General features: G+C 41.2%; 18 protein-coding genes. 6 read left to right on the top strand and 12 right to left on the bottom strand.

Features of this window, described 5'->3' with window-relative positions:
* Nucleotide 1: 1 nt before the first annotated feature.
* The 6 genes from asnS to B9A91_RS02500 form a co-directional block, all read right to left on the bottom strand.
* A complete protein-coding gene (gene asnS, locus B9A91_RS02525) occupies nucleotides 2-1,450 on the bottom strand; it encodes an asparagine--tRNA ligase (RefSeq protein WP_084236846.1) in 1,449 nt (482 codons plus the stop codon).
* A gap of 504 nt (nucleotides 1,451-1,954) precedes the next feature.
* Nucleotides 1,955-3,145: an ADP-forming succinate--CoA ligase subunit beta gene (gene sucC, locus B9A91_RS02520; protein WP_084239549.1), complete on the bottom strand. Its 1,191-nt coding sequence runs from the start codon at nucleotides 3,143-3,145 to the stop codon at nucleotides 1,955-1,957.
* Nucleotides 3,146-3,185: 40 nt separating this feature from the next.
* Nucleotides 3,186-3,941, bottom strand: coding sequence for a ferritin-like domain-containing protein (locus tag B9A91_RS02515; protein ID WP_084239548.1), 756 nt, complete (start codon nucleotides 3,939-3,941; stop codon nucleotides 3,186-3,188).
* Nucleotides 3,942-3,960: 19 nt separating this feature from the next.
* Nucleotides 3,961-5,571 (bottom strand): DUF4153 domain-containing protein, encoded by a 1,611-nt coding sequence (locus tag B9A91_RS02510; RefSeq protein ID WP_084236845.1) that lies wholly within the window; start codon nucleotides 5,569-5,571, stop codon nucleotides 3,961-3,963.
* Nucleotides 5,572-5,752: 181 nt separating this feature from the next.
* Nucleotides 5,753-6,049: a winged helix-turn-helix domain-containing protein gene (locus tag B9A91_RS02505; protein WP_084236844.1), complete on the bottom strand. Its 297-nt coding sequence runs from the start codon at nucleotides 6,047-6,049 to the stop codon at nucleotides 5,753-5,755.
* A complete protein-coding gene (locus B9A91_RS02500; RefSeq protein ID WP_084236843.1) occupies nucleotides 6,049-6,693 on the bottom strand; it encodes a hypothetical protein in 645 nt (214 codons plus the stop codon). The genes B9A91_RS02505 and B9A91_RS02500 overlap by 1 nt, the downstream gene beginning before the upstream one ends.
* A 111-nt stretch (nucleotides 6,694-6,804) precedes the next feature.
* Here B9A91_RS02500 and B9A91_RS02495 point away from each other — a divergent pair, with 111 nt between their 5' ends.
* From B9A91_RS02495 to B9A91_RS02475, 5 genes are all read left to right on the top strand, one after another.
* Nucleotides 6,805-7,458, top strand: coding sequence for an ABC transporter ATP-binding protein (locus B9A91_RS02495; protein WP_084239547.1), 654 nt, complete (start codon nucleotides 6,805-6,807; stop codon nucleotides 7,456-7,458).
* Complete coding sequence (locus B9A91_RS02490; RefSeq protein WP_084236842.1) at nucleotides 7,458-7,772, top strand: hypothetical protein; 315 nt, start codon at nucleotides 7,458-7,460, stop codon at nucleotides 7,770-7,772. The genes B9A91_RS02495 and B9A91_RS02490 overlap by 1 nt, the downstream gene beginning before the upstream one ends.
* 11 nt (nucleotides 7,773-7,783) lie before the next feature.
* Entirely contained in the window at nucleotides 7,784-8,392 is a 609-nt protein-coding gene (locus B9A91_RS02485; protein WP_084236841.1) for an HAD family hydrolase, read from the top strand.
* 33 nt (nucleotides 8,393-8,425) lie between these two features.
* Nucleotides 8,426-10,057, top strand: a complete 1,632-nt coding sequence (locus tag B9A91_RS02480) for a S41 family peptidase (RefSeq protein ID WP_084236840.1) — start codon at nucleotides 8,426-8,428, stop codon at nucleotides 10,055-10,057.
* A gap of 139 nt (nucleotides 10,058-10,196) precedes the next feature.
* The gene (locus tag B9A91_RS02475) at nucleotides 10,197-10,463 is read left to right on the top strand and encodes a hypothetical protein (protein ID WP_200815599.1); all 267 of its coding nucleotides are present in this window, start codon (nucleotides 10,197-10,199) and stop codon (nucleotides 10,461-10,463) included.
* Nucleotides 10,464-10,466: 3 nt separating this feature from the next.
* Here the strand turns inward: B9A91_RS02475 and B9A91_RS02470 are convergent, their stop codons facing one another.
* Nucleotides 10,467-11,426 (bottom strand): M28 family peptidase, encoded by a 960-nt coding sequence (locus B9A91_RS02470; protein WP_084236838.1) that lies wholly within the window; start codon nucleotides 11,424-11,426, stop codon nucleotides 10,467-10,469.
* 126 nt (nucleotides 11,427-11,552) lie between these two features.
* Here B9A91_RS02470 and B9A91_RS02465 point away from each other — a divergent pair, with 126 nt between their 5' ends.
* A complete protein-coding gene (locus B9A91_RS02465; protein WP_084236837.1) occupies nucleotides 11,553-12,536 on the top strand; it encodes a potassium channel beta subunit family protein in 984 nt (327 codons plus the stop codon).
* Between the two features lie 75 nt (nucleotides 12,537-12,611).
* Here the strand turns inward: B9A91_RS02465 and B9A91_RS02460 are convergent, their stop codons facing one another.
* The 5 genes from B9A91_RS02460 to lpdA form a co-directional block, all read right to left on the bottom strand.
* Nucleotides 12,612-14,060, bottom strand: a complete 1,449-nt coding sequence (locus tag B9A91_RS02460) for a glyceraldehyde-3-phosphate dehydrogenase (protein WP_084236836.1) — start codon at nucleotides 14,058-14,060, stop codon at nucleotides 12,612-12,614.
* Nucleotides 14,061-14,198: 138 nt separating this feature from the next.
* Complete coding sequence (locus B9A91_RS02455; RefSeq protein WP_008242129.1) at nucleotides 14,199-15,059, bottom strand: sigma-70 family RNA polymerase sigma factor; 861 nt, start codon at nucleotides 15,057-15,059, stop codon at nucleotides 14,199-14,201.
* Between the two features lie 368 nt (nucleotides 15,060-15,427).
* Nucleotides 15,428-15,757, bottom strand: a complete 330-nt coding sequence (locus B9A91_RS02450) for a YegP family protein (RefSeq protein WP_084236835.1) — start codon at nucleotides 15,755-15,757, stop codon at nucleotides 15,428-15,430.
* A 95-nt stretch (nucleotides 15,758-15,852) separates the two neighbouring features.
* Nucleotides 15,853-16,692, bottom strand: a complete 840-nt coding sequence (locus B9A91_RS02445) for an MBL fold metallo-hydrolase (protein ID WP_084236834.1) — start codon at nucleotides 16,690-16,692, stop codon at nucleotides 15,853-15,855.
* A 191-nt stretch (nucleotides 16,693-16,883) separates the two neighbouring features.
* Complete coding sequence (lpdA, locus tag B9A91_RS02440; protein WP_084236833.1) at nucleotides 16,884-18,272, bottom strand: dihydrolipoyl dehydrogenase; 1,389 nt, start codon at nucleotides 18,270-18,272, stop codon at nucleotides 16,884-16,886.
* Nucleotides 18,273-18,323: the final 51 nt, after the last annotated feature.

Raw genomic sequence — 18,323 nt, 5'->3', positions numbered from 1 at the left:
ATTAAAATTCAGCGTTTTTCGGGAAACGGGGAAATGCAATTACATCCCTGATATTGCCCATGCCGCTTACAAACTGTACCAGTCTTTCGAAGCCCAATCCAAAACCAGAGTGCGGTGCTGAACCAAAGCGTCTGGTGTCTAAGAACCACCAGAGTTCTTCCTGTGGAATGTTCAGTTCTTCCATTCTGGCAACCAATTTGTCCATGCGTTCTTCCCGTTGCGATCCGCCTACCATTTCGCCAATACCAGGGAATAGGATATCCATAGCAGCAACCGTTTTTCTGCCCTGTTCGTCAGGCTCATTCTGACGCATGTAGAACGATTTGATGTCGGCAGGGTAGTCGGTAAGGATTACTGGTTTCTTGAAATGCTTCTCCACCAGGTAACGTTCGTGTTCCGACTGCAGATCGGCACCCCATTCGTCAATCAGGTATTTGAACTGCTTTTTCTGGTTTGGTTTTGACGCTTTCAGGATTTTGATGGCTTCTGTATAAGTTAACCTTTCGAAGTCGTTGGCCAGACAGAAATTCAGTTTTTCAATCAGCGACAATTCACTGCGCTCATTCTGAGGCTTGGTTTTTTCCTCTTCAAGTAAGCGGTTGTTTAAAAAGTCAATTTCCTCCTTACAGTTTACCAATGCATAGTTAATGACATATTTCAGCATGTCTTCTGCCAGCTGCATGTTGTCTTCCAGGTCTGCAAAGGCAACTTCAGGCTCTACCATCCAGAACTCAGCCAGGTGGCGTGTGGTATTCGAGTTTTCTGCACGGAATGTAGGGCCAAATGTATAGATCTGTCCAAATGCCATTGCAGCCAGCTCACCTTCCAGTTGTCCTGAAACGGTTAGGTTGGCAGAACGTGCAAAGAAATCTTCCGAATAGTCGACTTTGCCATCTTCAGTAAGCGGAGGATTTTCCAGGTCAAGTGTTGTTACCCTGAACATTTCTCCTGCCCCTTCAGCGTCGGAAGCGGTAATGATAGGGGTATGCATGTAAACAAAACCTTTTTCATTATAGAATTGGTGTATGGCAAATGCTAGTGCATGACGCAGCTTAAAAACGGCATTAAAGGTATTTGTACGGAAGCGCAGGTGGGCAATTTCCCTTAAAAATTCCAGACTGTGTTTTTTAGGCTGCAGGGGGTATTTCTCCGGATCGCTGTCACCAAGTATCTCTATTGAGGTGGCCTTGATGTCAACCTTCTGGCCTTTTCCTACAGATTCAACCACAATACCTTTTACTGCAATTGCAGCACCAGTAGTAATGCGTTTTAACAAAGCTTCATCGGTATTATTAAAATCAACCACGATCTGGAGGTTTCCCATGCAGGAACCGTCATTTATAGCAATAAACTGATTGTTACGGAAGGTACGTACCCAACCCATAACTGTTACTTCCCTGTTAAACTCTTCTGTCTCGAGCAGACTTTTTACTTTTTCTCTGTGTATCATGATTTTATTATGGAGAGCGTCAAAATTAAGGAATTTTGCCAATAAATAACAGTTTAATATTTGTGTGTTACTTTTTGATGTTTTTTAGTTTTTTATTGGATTTTATTTATGTTTTTATGTTTTATTTAAGGTATTATTTGATTTTTTAATTGTATTTAGTCGTTATTCACGTGTTTTATTTACTGTTTTTTGTTTTTTTATTGTTTTTCATAATTATTTGTCGGTTTGTTTTATGTGTTTTTTGCTATTTGATGTGTTTTTCATGAAATTTTGTAGTGTGTTTTATGGTTTTTTAAATTTTTATTAGATTATTTTACTTTTTATTGGGTTTAATTGAAAAATATCTCTATGTTTGTATTGCTCGTTTAATTTATATTTGGTTAGAGAGGCCTGCATCTGGATGGATACAGGCCTCTTATTTTTTAATTTTGTATCAAAAAATAATCACATAAAAAAAAGCGCCCTGGCTAACCAGGGCGCTTTTATATAGAAAGTAAGTCTTAATTAAGCCAGAACCTTTGTAACAAGGTCAGATGCTTCTTTCAAAGCAATCGCTGAATAAACTTTTAACCCTGATTCGTCGATTAATTTTTTAGCTTCTTCGGCATTTGTGCCTTGTAAACGGCAAATGATCGGAACCGGTACATCACCAATTTCATTGTAAGCATCAATTACACCTTGTGCAACGCGGTCACAACGTACAATACCACCAAAAATATTGATCAGGATTGCTTTTACGTTAGGATCTTTAAGGATGATATTAAAGCCAGCTTTTACAGTTTGTGCATTTGCCGTACCACCAACGTCAAGGAAGTTTGCAGGTTCACCACCGGCAATTTTAATGATGTCCATAGTAGCCATAGCTAAACCGGCACCGTTAACCATACAACCTACGTTACCGTCAAGTTTAACATAGTTCAGGTTTGATTCGCTTGCTTCTACATCAGTTGGATCTTCTTCCAGTTTATCGCGCATGGCTGCATAGTCAGGATGACGGAACAATGCGTTTTCGTCTAAATCAACCTTAGCATCAACAGCGATGATTTTATCATCAGAAGTTTTTAACACAGGATTGATCTCAAACATAGATGAATCTGTGCTGTCGTAAGCTTTATAAAGGGCAGAAACAAATTTCACCATCTCTTTAAAAGCTGCACCGCTTAAACCTAAGTTAAAAGCAATTTTACGTGCCTGAAATCCTTGCAGACCAACTTTAGGGTCAATCTCTTCTTTGAAGATCAAATGAGGAGTGTGTTCCGCAACTTCTTCGATGTCCATACCACCTTCAGTAGAATACATGATGATATTTCTTCCTTTTGCACGATCCAGTAAAACACTCATGTAAAACTCTTTGGTTTCAGATGCACCCGGGTAATAAACATCCTGGGCAACCAGAACCTTATGTACCTTCTTACCTTCAGGACCAGTTTGAGGGGTTACCAGCTGCATACCTAAAATGGCAGTAGCTCTTTCCTTAACCTCATCAAGGTTTTTAGCCAGCTTTACACCACCACCTTTGCCGCGTCCACCAGCGTGGATCTGAGCCTTAATTACAACCCAGTCAGAATTGTAGTCGGTTTTCATTTTTTTAGCAGCTTCAACAGCCTGCTCAACCGTTTCGGCTACAATGCCTTCTTGTACGGCTACACCAAAACTTTTAAGAATTTCTTTACCTTGATATTCGTGGATATTCATTATGCTGAAAAATTTGTCCAAAGCTACAATTTCCAAAGCTTTATAGCAAATGACCGCAGGTATTTTCGACCTTTATATTTTCCTGATCGGGTTTTAGCTTTTTTATGGTCTTTTTGAATTTTAATTTCATCTTCTTCCAGTAAAGCTTAAAATCAAGCCGGCCGGCTTTAAACAACCGTTTATGTGCTATCCAAACCGTAAACGCTGTTGAAAAATAGAAAACGGTGTAAAAGTAATAAGTTGCAGTTCTCCATAGCGGATTTCTATGTTGATAGATCAGGCTTAGCCGTTCAATCTGAAAAGTAATGTGTGCTGCCTCATCAATCAGTATGTCTGTACAGATTTGTTTTAACAAACGACAACTGGTTGCATCTTTTAAACATTGGTAGAATAGCTGTGCAGCGCTTTCAACGGTAATAACAGCTATGGTCCAGAATTCCATATTGGTATTTAAACCCCTTATTTTTCTGAACAGACTGTCACCCCAGTCTTTTTTAATTCTCTGCTCTCCAATAAGGTCGATGTAACGCCCCAGGTTGTTTCCATGTTTTTGCTCTTCTTTAATAAAGAGTTTAATGGCATTGGTATAATTGGGGTCGTTAAGTTGTTTTGCATGTTTGGTGGCAGCTTTTACAAGGCTGGTACCTTCCGATGTTTCGCCCAGTTGCCAGGCCTGTAAAGATTTTAGGATGTTTTGTTTTTCTGAGACAGACAAAACAGGTTGAATACTCCAGTCGATCCTTTGGTTTTTAAGGTTATTGTTGAAATAATTTATCCAATACAATGAATTGTGCATAGCCATAAGTGCTTAGGGGTTATAACTGCTTTTTAAAAAGGTATTGTTGAGTTTGCCAATCTCGGTAATTCCAGGAAAGCCAACTCGTGCGGTTGTATTCTTCTTTGAACCTGTTGATCCTTTGTTTTAAACCGTTTTCAAAAGCCAGCCGTTGTTCTTCATCACTTATTTTTACATATTGATTGCGTTGTGTTTGCCGATCGTATTCCAGCCGGGTAGCATAGACCGATTTGTCCAGGTATTTGCTAAGCAATGCTCTATTCTCGTACAATAAGGGCAGGGTTTTATCTGAAAAACCGGTTAAGTGATCAAAATCGGGCCGGATCGATTCCTTATGGTTGATATTGTAAGACACAATAAATACGTCCCAGTTCACAAAACTAAAAACCAGCAGCAGGACGTACCAGGCAAAGCCGTTTATTTTGCAGAGATAAAAAAAGGATTTTTGCCTGGATACCTTAATGTATACCGTAATCAGGCCAATGATACAAAGCAACAGGAAAACCATTACGCCAATGCGTTTATAGGTTAAACCCAGCGCATGGATGTAATGCAGGTCCCTGAGCAGTACAGAAGCAACCAGGAAGGCGTTCTGAAAAATCCATACATACGCCAGTAAACGAAGTGCCTTGTTTTTGGGGTAGAAATTCAGGTTCCCGCTAAAAAAATAAACAATAACCAACATGGCCATGATGATGCTAAAGATCAATGCTTCAGCCCCATCATGCAATGCCTCACTATAGTTTGTACCCGCTGTGCCTCCAAACCATAACGTGCTAAGGTCAATTATGTTTAATGCAAGTATCAAAAGGTTTAAGGCCGAAAAAGAGATGATACCAATGATGTTCTCGGTTTTCAGCGCGGTGTTACGTTTCAGCAAACTGCCAGCAAAAACGGCAAAGAGTTCATATAGCACAGAGCTGTTTTTCTTATTCCTTCGTTCGCGTACAAGTTGTTCGTGGCAGCCGGCTTCTGCTTTTTCCAGTTCAAGGTCTTTTAAACTGATAAAAATTGCAGCAGCAAGCACAATTCCTAAAATAATGTGCAGAAAGCGTGGTAAGCTTAAATCGGCAAATAGAAAGTTGAGTATGTTATTAATAAAGGTGCTTATGCCCGAAAAAAAGTGCTCAACGTAGCCGGCAAATATATTATTGGCGGCGCTGTAAAGGATCATGAAAAAAGTAATGGCAATCAGGGGGATGATAACGTATTTAAAAGATCTAAGTACAGGTTTAAAAAATATCCCGCTAAAGCGTGCACCCAGTATTTTTCTGGCCAGATTTACTGGAGCTGTTACAAATTGTAAAGCTGCCGCCAGGAGAATTGTAAAAATGCTTCTGAGCAATTGGAAATGCGTAATACCAATCATAATTGCCAGGCTGATGTACCAGGTAATCACACTAAGGGCTGATTTATTGAAAACGACCAACAGGGAGGCCAGCAGTAAACCGGCACCTGCTAAGTAGCTTTTTGTGTTCTTGCCCTTTTCTTTGTCCAGTAAGAGGATGATCAGTATAAAGATGGCATAGATCAGGAGATTGATGGCCTGTTTTTCCATCCAGAAGAGATAGTTGAACAGCAAGCCACCCGCCAGGGTTGCCGTTAGCTGTAAATTTATTTTTGGTTTCATGGTATTGTATTTAGGCTAGTTTTGTTACTAAATAAAAGTATAAATAGGCAATAGGCAGGTTAACCAGCATGATACCTGCTTGCCAAGGTTTTACTATGGTTGTCATTTGTTGAACTGAATTTGTTTCCATTTTTATTTATTTTAAAGTGCTTTGTATTTCAAAGTGATAGTGAAAAAAAAATTAGACGCCTTTAATCATCTTTTCTAAAGCATCCAGGTGCGCTTTAAAGGCATGTCTGCCTAGTTCTGTAATGCTATATGTTGTATTTGTTTTTTTACCGATAAAGGCCTTATATACTTTCAGGTACTGCGCCTGCTCTAAAGTATTTAAATGAGAGGCCAGGTTGCCATCAGTAAGTTCCAGCAATTGTTTCAGCTCATTAAAGCTGATGCTGTCGTTAACAATCAATACAGACATTACACCCAGCCTGATCCTGCTGTCGAATATCTTGTTTAGTGCCTCTATAGGATTTTTCATTACCTGGCCCTTTCGTATTTAAAGTACATCAGCATGCCATAAAAAATATGCAATATGCCGAAACCGATAGCCCAGAAATAGAGTCCGTAACCTATATAAAACATCGCAATTAAGCCCAGTATAATTTCACAAAGCCCTAAATAACGGATGTCGCTGTAAGTGTATTTGCTGGCATTGATGAGTGCAAGTCCGTAAAATACCAGGCAGGATGGGGCAATCAGGCCATAGGTGTTCGGATGAACAAGAAGCAATGCAATGATGAACAGTCCTCCCGAAAACAAAGGAATAGCCAGGTTAATGAGCAGGTTTTTAGTGGTCCTGTCCCAAAAAGGAAGGTTTCTTTTTTTGCTTTGTCTTAATGTAAACAGCAAGCCTCCTGCAAGGGCAACTACCAGTACACCCAAGCCTATTTTAAGCAGGTTAAACTCCAGGTCCAAAAGGGAAGAACCAACAGGATATGCACTGTATTGACCGCTTGTAGTCATGTAGTTGTTTATTTCAACATGCGCCAGATAGGCACCTAACAATGCTGTAACCCCGGCAAAAACTCCTGACAGTCCGCTTAACGAAATGAATCGGGACGAACGGTCCATCAGCTTTTTGATGTCGTTCAGTGCATTGAGTTGTTCTTCCTGCTTGCTCATTTTTAAAGTACTTTGTATTTCAAAGTTAAATGATAAATCTTAATTTCCAAATTAATATTTAAGGAAATTTCTGCAGAGCGCTTTATGATGGTTTTTTGTAAGTTTGCATTTATGCTAAAAGCAACAGGTATAAAAAAAGCTTACGGAAATCTGCCCATATTAAAAGGTGTTGATTTTGAAGTTGAAAAGGGAGAAATTGTAAGTATTATTGGTGCCTCAGGAGCGGGGAAAAGCACCCTTTTGCACATCCTGGGTACATTGGATAAACCCGACCAGGGTACAGTAGAACTTAAAGGCACTAAGGTAAACGGACTTACAGGCGAACTGCTGAGTGTTTTCCGCAACCGAAATATCGGTTTCGTTTTTCAGTTTCATCATCTGCTGCCCGAGTTTACGGCATTGGAAAATATCTGTATTCCTGCTTTCATAGCTAAAACAGGGAAAAAGCAAGCAGAGCAACGTGCAATGGAACTGCTTGATTTGCTGGGCCTGAAAGACAGGGCAGATCATAAACCCAATCAGCTCTCTGGTGGAGAGCAGCAGCGTGTTGCCGTAGCAAGGGCGCTCATCAATAACCCGGCAATTATCTTGGCCGATGAACCTTCAGGTAACCTCGACTCTGCCAATGCCAATTCCCTGCACGAATTTTTTATTACCCTTCGCGATAACTTTAAGCAAACCTTTGTCATTGTTACCCATAATGAAGGCCTGGCCAAGATCAGCGATAGGGTGGTAACCATGAAAGATGGTCTAATTTTATATTAATGAAAATCTTAATTACCGCCGGAAAATCTGTCCAGGCTTTAAAGCTGCTTGCAGCTTACCCAACTGATACCATTGTACTGGCCGATTATGGCGAGGTCCCGCTCTTTCCTTCCGAAAAATATACCTTTCTTTCCCTGGGAGAAAGAAATGACGACATCATTGCCCATAACTTGCTCAACCACTCCCTTAATGAAGGAGTAGAGGCTATTCTGCCACTTTATGCTTTCGAGCTGGCAGAAGTTATCAAATCGAAGGTACTCTTCGAAGAATTTAGCATTCATGTTTTAACACCAGAAGACAACCAGGTCATCTAAATTGCACATCCATGATTCCGGAGCACTACCTTAAAGAAAAACAAGCCTTTATTTTTGAACTCGACAATGTAATTTATCCCGAAAAGGATTATCTGCTGCAAGTCTATTATCTGTTCTCGCAATTTATGGAATATGGCGAGCAGTTAAATGCTGCTGACGTACTTCATTATATGCAGCAGGTCTTTACTGCGGAAGGTGCGGAGGCTGTTTTCGATAAAACTGCGGCAAAGTTCAATATAGATGAAAAGTATCGCGTAAATTTTGAAATGCTGCTGCATAGTGTGCGTTTGCCGCTTAAACTATTGATGTTTAACGAAGTTTTAAATTCTTTACAAAGCATTGTACTGGAACGCAAACAGCTGTTCCTGCTGGTTAGCGGAAATCCTGCAATGCAGCTCAATAAGATCAAACAAACAGACTGGAACGGATTGGAAAAATACCTGACCGTTTATTTTACTGAAGAACTGGACCCGGCATTAAATGCCCTGGAATTTATAGCAGATAAACATGCGCTTAAAAAAGAAGATATGCTGATGGTGGGTAAAACCGATTTTGCAAAGGAGGCCGCTTCAAATGTTAAAGTCTCTTATTTACAGGTTGATGATCTGTTTGTTAACTAATTCCGTTTATATTTACATATAAAAATAAATAAGATGAAGACCAATATGTGGCAGAGGAAGTCTGCATTCCTTTTTGCAATGCTTGTTATCGCGGCCTTCGCTGCCTGCAAAAAGTCCAAAGTTAAGCCAGATCCTGCGCCTGAGCCGCCTTCACAGGGCTCAAACGTTAAGCAGACACCTACCACCGACAGAACACAGCTAACCAGTGATTCGCTCTTCCTTTACGCAAAAGAAGTGTATTACTGGAACGATGCGCTGCCATCTTATGACGATTTTGAACCCAGAAAATATGGCAGCAACCTTAATGGCGAATTATTTGCCATCACCAGGTATAAAATAGACCCTACAACCAGCAAGCCCTATGAATTCAGGACTTCCAACCCTAATGCCTCAAAATACTCCTATATAGAGGACATTACCACACGAAACCCTGTTGCTGCATTACCAAATGAGCAATCGGACGTTGACCTGGAAGGAAATGGAAATGATATAGGTATATTTTCTGTGAGTGCTGTTGCGGTAAGTACTACAGCCTATAAGTTATTTATCCTCGCGGTCGACAAAGGTTCGCCTGCTGATGAATTCGGACTGACCAGAGGGGCATACATCACCAAAATAAACAGCACATCAATTGGCAATAGGGCCAGTTTTGAAACCGTAGAGCGGGGAGTGATCAATGCTACCATCTATGGTGATCCGGCCAGTATCTCTATTGAAGGTGTAAAAACAAACGGACAAACATTTGCAACAACCTTAACAAAGAAAACCTATAAAAGCAGCCCGGTCCTTAAGACCAACGTAATTACGGTAGGTGCAAAAAAAATAGGCTACCTGGCCTATGCACGGTTTTCTAACGAGGACAATTCATTTGCAGCACTGGATGCTGTTTTTACCGATTTTTCAAGTAAAGGGGTTACAGATCTGGTAGTTGATTTAAGGTATAATGGAGGAGGCTATGTAAATACTGCTGAGCGCCTGGTAAACCTGATTGCACCTGCCACGGCCACAGGGGTAATGTATAAAGAGTATTACAACTCCATGATGCAGAACAATAAAGCCACCATTCTTAAAAATCAACCTTATTTAGATGCCAACGACAAAGTGCAGTATAAAAACGGGCGGATGATGAATTATTATGAAGATATCGACTACTCTGTTGCACGCAATACCCGCTCGTTCAGTAAACGCGGAAATTTAACCGGGGTAACCAATATTGTATTTATTGTTTCTGGCAATACAGCTTCAGCGAGTGAGCTCGTGATCAATAGTTTAAAACCAAAAATGAATGTGAAACTGGTAGGTTTGCAAACCTACGGCAAACCTATAGGCTTTTTTCCTGTACGTATTCAGAACAAGTATGATGTTTTTCTTTCCATGTTTGAAACCAAAAATTCACAGGACGCTGGAGGCTATTATACAGGTATGGCACCTGATGTAAGCCTGGATAGGGATTTTGGTGATTATGACTTTGGTGATCCATCAGAACAATTACTAGCTGCAGCAATAAACCAGCTGACACAGCAGGGAGCTGCAGTTTCAGCCGTTTCCAGAAATAAGGTGCTCAATGTCTCTCCGGGTAGTGAAGGGGTATTCAGCTTAGGAAAATTTGATCAGAATAAAGAGTTTGTAGGGATGATCGAAAACCGTCCTGCTGCCAGACCATAAGCCGCTGGCAAAGCTTTGTCATGTATCAGAAATTTTATTGACAATTGTGTGTCTGGCTTTGAACTGTGGCGCTTTTTTTGTTTATTGGTATAGAGTTTGGTTAAACGATGTTTAACCATGTATTTTTAGCCAATATATTATGTTAGGGGAATTAATTGAGAAAGAAGCAATAGATGTCAGCCAGATCATACCTGCTGATGAAAACCATACTGAAGAGTTAAAAGATAAATTGAATGCTGCGCAGCGACTTGGCAATGAGTTCAAATCCAAAGCAGACATTACTTTCAATACCAGGGAAGGGGCAAAAACGGTCTCCACAACCGTATGGGCCGTTACAGAGAAATATCTTCAGTTAAAAAACGGAATACTTATTCCTACAAACAGTCTTTTAGCTATAGATTTTTAAGTCTTACTGCTTTTTCATGCGTACCTTTTCGTGGAAAAGCTTTTGTGCATCACGTTCTTTATCAATGTTAATGATGACCTCTAAAATGGCATTGCTGGCATCGATAAAGAAAGTTTTGTTGATGTTCTGATATTCATCAGTAGCCTTGTGGTAGTCCTTATGATCTTCTACGCCAAAGTAAAGGAAAGGAATGTTTTTGGCATTAAATGCGCCCTGATCACTTTGGTTGGTCCAGTCGTCTTTGCCCGATGCAGGATCATCATGCCCAAACAACAGCTTAGGTGTAGGTTTGCTCGTGTAGAAATAATCTTTTAAACCAGGGTATTTGGATGTGCCACACACATACAGTTCTCCCTTGTCGTTATGGCTGATCATGTCCATATTGATATTCAGTTTGAACTTATCCAGGCCAACGGGCGGATTGGCTACAAAAGCCTTTGCCCCTTGTAAGCCCATTTCTTCAGCATCAAAGGCAGCAAAGACCAGCGTATGGTCGGGCTTGTTGCGTGCAAAATAAGTCGCAAATTTAAGTAGGGCCGCAACACCAGAAGCATTATCATCTGCACCATTGTATACCTGTCCTTTTATCACACCAATATGATCGTAATGCGCAGAAATTACAATTACCTTATCACTTTTTCCCTGAATATAGCCGATTAAGTTTTTGCCATTAACCTGTTTATCGTTACTCATTTTAAAGGAGAAAGGCTGCTCATAACCCTGCAATTGCGAGAAAGTTTTCAGTCCTGCTGCCTCAAAGCGTTTAATGAGATAGGCTCGGGCCATTTCCGCACCCTTGGTATCCGTTTTTCTTCCCTCGTAAGCATCTGAGGACAAGATTTCCACATCCTTTAACAATTGCTGATCTGCGGCCGTGCCGCCGGTATTTTTAACGGAGCTGCAGCAAAGCAATAATCCCATCGATATCGTCAGGCAGGTATTCATGGTCATAGATTTCAACATATGGTAAAGGTAATTATATGCGGCGATATTCAGACAATCCTCCTTTTGTAAAAACTTACGCCGGAAAGTACTGTTTTCATTATATCCCCTTAATTTGGGGCATTATTAATTATAAAAAGATTTTAAATGGAATACAGACGTTTAGGAAAATCAGGGTTGCAGGTAAGTGCATTGTCTTTGGGCAGCTGGCTTACTTTCGGACAACAGATCAGCGATAAGACCGCTGATGAACTGATGGGGATGGCTTATGATGCAGGCGTAAACTTCTTCGACAATGCCGAAGGCTATGCCGCCGGTAAGTCGGAAATTGTAATGGGTAAAATACTGAAAGCCCATAAATGGGAAAGGGAATCTTTTGTTGTTTCCAGTAAGGTGTTTTTTGGTACTGAAAATAAAGGCCCGAATAGGGTAGGTCTTTCCCGTAAACATGTTATAGAAGCTTGCAACGGTGCATTGAGCCGCTTACAGGCAGATTATCTGGATCTTTATTTTTGCCACCGTCCGGATAAAAATACACCTATAGAAGAAACCGTTTGGGCCATGAATACGCTTTTGCAACAAGGCAAAATCCTGTACTGGGGAACTTCAGAATGGAGTGCTGCAGAAATTATGGAAGCCATCAGGGTGGCCAGACAATACAACCTGATTGGCCCTACCATGGAACAGCCACAGTATAACCTGATGGAGCGGAACAAACTGGAAAACGAATACCTGCTGCTGTTTAAGGAGTACGGATTGGGCACCACAATTTGGTCGCCGCTTGCGTCCGGACTGTTGTCGGGTAAATATACTGCCAAAAAAACGGCAGACACCCGGCTGGAACTTAAGGGGATGGAGTGGCTAAAAGATGCTGTTCTAAATGAAGACAAATTGAAAAAAGCACAGGAGCTGCAGAAACTGGCAGATAAGCTGAATACCTCGCTGGCCAAATTATCCCTGGCCTGGTGTCTTAAAAATCCGAATGTAAGTACGGTTATTTTAGGCGCTTCCAAACCAGACCAGCTAAAAGAAAACCTTACAGCTTTGGAAGTTGTGCCTTTGTTAACTGATGAGGTAATGGGTAAGATAGAGGATATTGTGCAGACCAGGCCAAAAATTGTTCAGTTCTAGGCTTTAGATCGGCAACAAAGCAAAGCGGCCCGTTTATTCAAAATAAACGGGCCGCTGTCGTATAAGCCAATATTATTAATAGTAAGTAAGCCTGATTACTCCGGCCATCTTTTTGGCCAGGCGTATCACCTGTCTGGTATAACCATACTCATTGTCGTACCAGGCATAAAGTACTACAGATTTGTTGTCTTTTGCAATGATGGTGGCCGGGCCATCAATAATAGAAGCATGGCTGTTGCCAATTAAATCGGTGCTTACCAGCTCATTGGAGATGGAATACTCAATCTGTTCAGATAAGTCGCCAAACAGCGAAGCCTGCTTTAAAACTTCACCTATCTCTTCTTTAGAGGTTACCTTGCTTAAAGAAAGGTTCAGTATGGCCAGCGAAACATTTGGCGTAGGTACACGTACGGCATTTCCGGTTAATTTACCACCCAAATGCGGGATTACCTTGGCTACGGCTTTATCTGCACCAGTTTCGGTAATAACCAGGTTTAGGGCAGCCGAGCGGCCTCTGCGGTATTTTTTATGGTAATTGTCCAGCAAATTCTGGTCGTTGGTATAGGAGTGTACGGTTTCTATGTGTCCTTTTTCAATGCCAAAAGCATCATCAACCACCTTCAATACTGGTACAATGGCATTTGTGGTACAAGAGGCATTTGATAAAATGCTTTCAGCCTCAAAATCTACTGCCGTATCATTTATGCCCGCAACAATATTAGGAATGTCGCCTTTGGCAGGTGCGGTCAGTAATACTTTGCTGATCCCTTTAGCTTTAAGGTGACGGCCAAGGCCTTCACGGTCGCGGTAAATTCCGGTATTGTCTATCAGCAGGGCATCGTTGATGTCGTATGCGGTATAATCTACCGATTCAGGAGATGAGGCCTGGATAAAATGCACGGTCTGTCCGTTTACAATGAGGGCTTTATTTTCAAAATCTTCTATAATGGTGCCATTAAAAGGGCCGTGTATAGAGTCTGTACGCAATAGTTCAGCTCTTTTGATCAACTCTTCGTCGCTATAGCTGCGGGTTACTATCGCCCTTAAGCGCAGTTGTTCCCCTTTCCCTGCTTGTAAGATCAGTTCACGTGCGGCAATCCGGCCAATGCGGCCAAAACCAAACAAGACTACATCTACCGGTTTTAAGCTTATTTTGTCTTTTCCTATGTGCTTGCTCAGTTTACTCACTACAAAGTCGTGAATAGAAGGATAATTGTTGTTGTCTTCCAGCCATTCTGAAGCCAGTCGACCAACATCTACTCTTGAAGGGGCAAGATTGCATTTTGCAATTGTGGCGGCCAGCTCAAGTGTAGTATAAATGCTGATGTCTTTTCCGCTGATCTCTTTGGCATATTGGTGGTGTGCAAGGATCTCGCTGCTGCCAACATCAAATAAAGGTTTACGGAACAATACCAGTTCAACAGATCTGTCGAACCACAGCTGTCCGACAATATTGATCAATTCAATCGCTTTTTTTTCTTTTTCAATCCAGTTTTGGAACTCAGATTGGTACTTTTTTAACATTTGATGAATTTTTGGTTAGAATGCTGCAAAAGTAAAAAAGATTGAGCGAGTACCCAATCTTTTTTACTTTATAATTTTGATCTGTGTTTATAGCAACACATTGCCATCGTTTCAGGCATCGTGATCGGTTTTTTCGCCTTAGCCTAAATAAGATTTTAAGATTTTGCTTCTTGAAGTATGACGCAGACGTTGCAATGCCTTATCTTTGATCTGACGTACACGTTCGCGGGTTAAGTTAAACTTTTCGCCGATCTCTTCAAGAGAAAGGGGGTGGTTGGTACTTAAGCCAAAGAACAAAACAATGATCTCACGCTCACGCTCAGTTAAAGTCGACAAAGAACGTTTAATCTCTTCAGAAAGTGACTCATTGATCAGACTGCTGTCTGTATTCGGCTCATGGTTTTCCAGTACATCCAACAGCGTATTTTCTTCACCCTGAACAAAAGGGGCATCCATAGATACATGGCGACCAGAATTGCTCAGTGTGTCCGAAATTTTATCTACTGTAGTTTCTAAAATATCCGCCAGTTCTTCAGGAGAAGGCTCACGCTCATATTCCTGTTCCAGCTTAGAGAATGCTTTGCTGATTTTACTTAGAGAGCCAACCTGGTTTAAAGGCAAACGTACAATACGGCTCTGCTCTGCAATAGCCTGTAATATAGACTGACGAATCCACCAAACTGCATATGAAATGAATTTAAAACCCTTTGTCTCGTCAAAACGCTTTGCCGCTTTAATCAAACCCAGGTTACCTTCATTGATCAAATCTCCTAAAGTTAAACCCTGATTCTGATATTGCTTGGCAACTGAAACAACAAAACGTAAATTTGTTTTTGTTAAGCGTTCTAATGCAGCCTGATCTCCTTCCCGTATCTTCCTAGCTAATATTACTTCTTCTTCTGCAGTGATTAAATCCACTTTACCAATCTCGTGAAGGTATTTGTCTAATGATTGACTTTCGCGATTGGTAATTGATTGCGTGATTTTGAGTTGTCTCATCTATATGTTTTGGTACTCGTTATGTTTTGAACGTGCAAAAGTAAGAATTTAAAGGCAACATTGAAACATAAATTCCTGAAAATGTTACACTTTACAGCCCTGATTTGCATGGTAATATTGCAGCAAAAATTATTCCAAAATACTTTTGTCAGCATGTAGCGCTAAAGAGGATGATGAGCGTTAAAATTCTATGAATCAATCTTTTGTTGCCGTAAACGGCCATTACATTATAAGCGTTTTAAAAGAAATATTATTTTATCCGGATAATTCTGTCAGTAAAAACAACATTAGCTGATCTAATTAGCAGAACCTGTATAGAAGGCCTGTCAGTGTCCATTCAGGCAAACTGACAGGCAATTTATTGACACTTAGCTCAAGTCCGACACGTCGGCCGTAGGTGCATTCTTTTTAACAGATTCAATGCCGTTTTCTCTGCTGGCTTCACTTTCATACATCTCGCTGTTGCCAATTACCTGACCATTTGAGGCTTTCAGGTTAAAATAAGGCTTGCCATTAGTTGATGTTTTTCTCTCAAACTTACTGTCGTCCGAAGCATTTTTCCTTACAGACTCAATACCGTTCTGGCATGCACTTTTGCTCGAATAGCCTTCGCTCGCCAATATAACCTGACCATTACCAGCTTTTAGATTGAATTGATATTCACCGTTTTTTCTTGTAGTAATTTCAAATTTACCCATGATCGTTTGTTTAATTTAATTTTTACTTAGGTTGATAATAACCACAATTTAGTAAAACAAATGTTAAACAAAAAAACCTGCGGATTATTTTTTGTTTAAAGGCTGGCCAGATCAAAGGTCTTATCTAATCTCACACCTTTTTCGGTGTGTTGCAGTGTACAGCATTCATTAACAGGATCATGCTCCAGGTAAAGGATGTATTCCTTATCGGCCGCTTCCTGTAGAAAGGCTTTTTTCTCCTTCAGCGTTTGCAGAGGGAACATATCGTAAGCCATTACATAGGGCAGGGGTATATGCCCTACAGAGGGCAGCAGATCGGCCATATAAACAATGGTCTTATCCTTATATTGGATTTGCGGCAGCATCATGGCATCGGTATGCCCGAATGCAAAGCGTATGCTGATGCCCTCATGAAAAGCCACACCATCTTTGTCTTCCACAAACCTGAGCTGCCCGCTGTCCTGGATGGGGAGGATATTTTCCTTTAAAAAAGAAGCCTTTTCCCTTTCGTTAGGGTTTACTGCCCAGTTCCAGTGTTTGGCATTGCTCCAGTAAAAAGCATTTCTAAATGCAGGCCGCAGTTTATCACCTACACGTACAATAGAGCCGCCGCAATGGTCAAAATGCAGGTGTGTTAAAAATACATCGGTTATGTCGTCGCGGCTAAAGCCCTTTGCAGCAAGCGATTTATCGAGCGTATCCTCACCATGCAGGTAGTAATGGCCCATAAATTTCTCGTCCTGTTTATCGCCAATGCCATTGTCTATCAATATCAGGCGGTCGCCATCTTCTATCAGCAGGCAGCGCATGGCCCAGGTGCAAAGGTTATTGGCATCTGCCGGATTGCTCCGCTGCCATATAGACTTGGGTACCACGCCAAACATTGCGCCTCCATCCAGTTTAAAAAAGCCGGTATTTATGGTATGTAAGTTCATTTCCAGTTATTGTACTTATAGTAAATTAGTTCTGTAATTATTGTAAATATAAACATAAAAAAAGAGGTAGTTGAAAACTACCTCTCTCTGAGTTTCTTTAGCAACAAATTCAGTGTCTGGGAGAGGGCATAGCGTCTTTGCGCGCTTCAGCGCAATTATGCAGCCCGAAAACAGATCACTTAATTTGTCCCTTACAAATGGATCACCTCGCCATATGCATCAGCAGCAGCCTCCATAATGGCTTCGCTCATGGTTGGGTGCGGGTGTACCGATTTGATCATTTCATGGCCTGTAGTTTCCAGTTTTCTGGCCACCACAATTTCAGCAATCATTTCTGTAACGTTAGCACCAATCATGTGTGCACCCAGCAATTCCCCATACTTGGCATCAAAAATCAGTTTTACAAAACCATCTTTTGCACCGGCAGCACTGGCTTTACCCGAAGCAGAGAATGGGAATTTACCAATCTTAAGCTCATATCCAGCAGCTTTGGCTGCTTTCTCGGTATAACCTACAGAAGCGATTTCCGGGCTGCAGTACGTACATCCTGGGATGTTGTTGTAGTCCAGGGGCTCTGGTTTATGACCTGCAATTTTCTCTACGCAGATAATGCCTTCGGCTGAAGCTACGTGTGCAAGCGCTTGCCCGCCAACAATATCTCCAATTGCATAATAGCCTTTAACAGAGGTATTGTAGAACTCGTCTACAACAACTTTACCTTTTTCTGTTTTGATACCTGTTTCTTCCAGTCCAAGGTTTTCGATGTTGGCCACAACTCCGGCGGCCGACAATACGATGTCGCATTCCAGTGTCTGCATGCCTGAAGCAGTTTTTACCTGAACTTTGCATCCGGCACCGCTGGTATCAACAGATTCTACGCTCGAAGAAGTCATGATCTCGATGCCAGCTTTTTTGAAGCTGCGCAGCAATTGTTTCGATACATCTTCATCTTCTACCGGCACCACATTTTCCATAAATTCTACGATGGTTACCTTGGTACCCAATGTGGCATAGAAATAGGCAAATTCAACGCCAATAGCGCCAGAGCCTACTACAACCATAGATTTTGGCTGCTCCGGCAATACCATCGCCTGTCTGTAGCCAATTACTTTTTTACCGTCCTGTTTCAGGTTGGGCAATTCTCTTGACCTTCCGCCTGTAGCCAGTATGATACTGGTAGCTGTATATTCTTTTTGCGATCCGTCGGCAGCTTTAACTTCTACCTTGTTGCCCGGCTTCACTTTACCGGTACCCATGATCACATCAATTTTGTTCTTTTTCATCAAGAACTGAACACCTTTGCTCATGCCATCGGCAACACCACGACTGCGTTTAATCACAGCAGCAAAATCTGCTTCAGCTTCGGCAGTTTTAATTCCATACTCAGCAGCATGGTTAATGTATTCAAATACCTGAGCGCTTTTTAATAATGCTTTGGTTGGTATACAGCCCCAGTTCAGGCATATTCCACCTAAAGATTCGCGTTCAACTACTGCAGTTTTCAAACCTAACTGAGAAGCTCTGATCGCAGCCACATATCCACCCGGACCGCTGCCTATAACAATTACATCGTAGTTCATATCTTTATTAAAAGGAATTTAACTTTAGTACGCGCCAAAATTATAAAAAAA

It is taken from the genome of Pedobacter africanus, from assembly GCF_900176535.1.
Taxonomy (GTDB): domain Bacteria; phylum Bacteroidota; class Bacteroidia; order Sphingobacteriales; family Sphingobacteriaceae; genus Pedobacter; species Pedobacter africanus.
Note: the sequence above shows the minus strand (reverse complement) of the source record. Positions and strands in the feature narration are given on the sequence as shown.

Bases quoted from the DNA above. Each gene is read 5' to 3' on its own strand.
- asnS (WP_084236846.1), bottom strand. From the start codon at position 1,450: ATGATACACAGAGAAAAAGTAAAAAGTCTGCTCGAGACAGAAGAGTTT.
- sucC (WP_084239549.1), bottom strand. From the start codon at position 3,145: ATGAATATCCACGAATATCAAGGTAAAGAAATTCTTAAAAGTTTTGGT.
- B9A91_RS02515 (WP_084239548.1), bottom strand. From the start codon at position 3,941: ATGCACAATTCATTGTATTGGATAAATTATTTCAACAATAACCTTAAA.
- B9A91_RS02510 (WP_084236845.1), bottom strand. From the start codon at position 5,571: ATGAAACCAAAAATAAATTTACAGCTAACGGCAACCCTGGCGGGTGGC.
- B9A91_RS02505 (WP_084236844.1), bottom strand. From the start codon at position 6,049: ATGAAAAATCCTATAGAGGCACTAAACAAGATATTCGACAGCAGGATC.
- B9A91_RS02500 (WP_084236843.1), bottom strand. From the start codon at position 6,693: ATGAGCAAGCAGGAAGAACAACTCAATGCACTGAACGACATCAAAAAG.
- B9A91_RS02495 (WP_084239547.1), top strand. From the start codon at position 6,805: ATGCTAAAAGCAACAGGTATAAAAAAAGCTTACGGAAATCTGCCCATA.
- B9A91_RS02490 (WP_084236842.1), top strand. From the start codon at position 7,458: ATGAAAATCTTAATTACCGCCGGAAAATCTGTCCAGGCTTTAAAGCTG.
- B9A91_RS02485 (WP_084236841.1), top strand. From the start codon at position 7,784: ATGATTCCGGAGCACTACCTTAAAGAAAAACAAGCCTTTATTTTTGAA.
- B9A91_RS02480 (WP_084236840.1), top strand. From the start codon at position 8,426: ATGAAGACCAATATGTGGCAGAGGAAGTCTGCATTCCTTTTTGCAATG.
- B9A91_RS02475 (WP_200815599.1), top strand. From the start codon at position 10,197: ATGTTAGGGGAATTAATTGAGAAAGAAGCAATAGATGTCAGCCAGATC.
- B9A91_RS02470 (WP_084236838.1), bottom strand. From the start codon at position 11,426: ATGTTGAAATCTATGACCATGAATACCTGCCTGACGATATCGATGGGA.
- B9A91_RS02465 (WP_084236837.1), top strand. From the start codon at position 11,553: ATGGAATACAGACGTTTAGGAAAATCAGGGTTGCAGGTAAGTGCATTG.
- B9A91_RS02460 (WP_084236836.1), bottom strand. From the start codon at position 14,060: ATGTTAAAAAAGTACCAATCTGAGTTCCAAAACTGGATTGAAAAAGAA.
- B9A91_RS02455 (WP_008242129.1), bottom strand. From the start codon at position 15,059: ATGAGACAACTCAAAATCACGCAATCAATTACCAATCGCGAAAGTCAA.
- B9A91_RS02450 (WP_084236835.1), bottom strand. From the start codon at position 15,757: ATGGGTAAATTTGAAATTACTACAAGAAAAAACGGTGAATATCAATTC.
- B9A91_RS02445 (WP_084236834.1), bottom strand. From the start codon at position 16,692: ATGAACTTACATACCATAAATACCGGCTTTTTTAAACTGGATGGAGGC.
- lpdA (WP_084236833.1), bottom strand. From the start codon at position 18,272: ATGAACTACGATGTAATTGTTATAGGCAGCGGTCCGGGTGGATATGTG.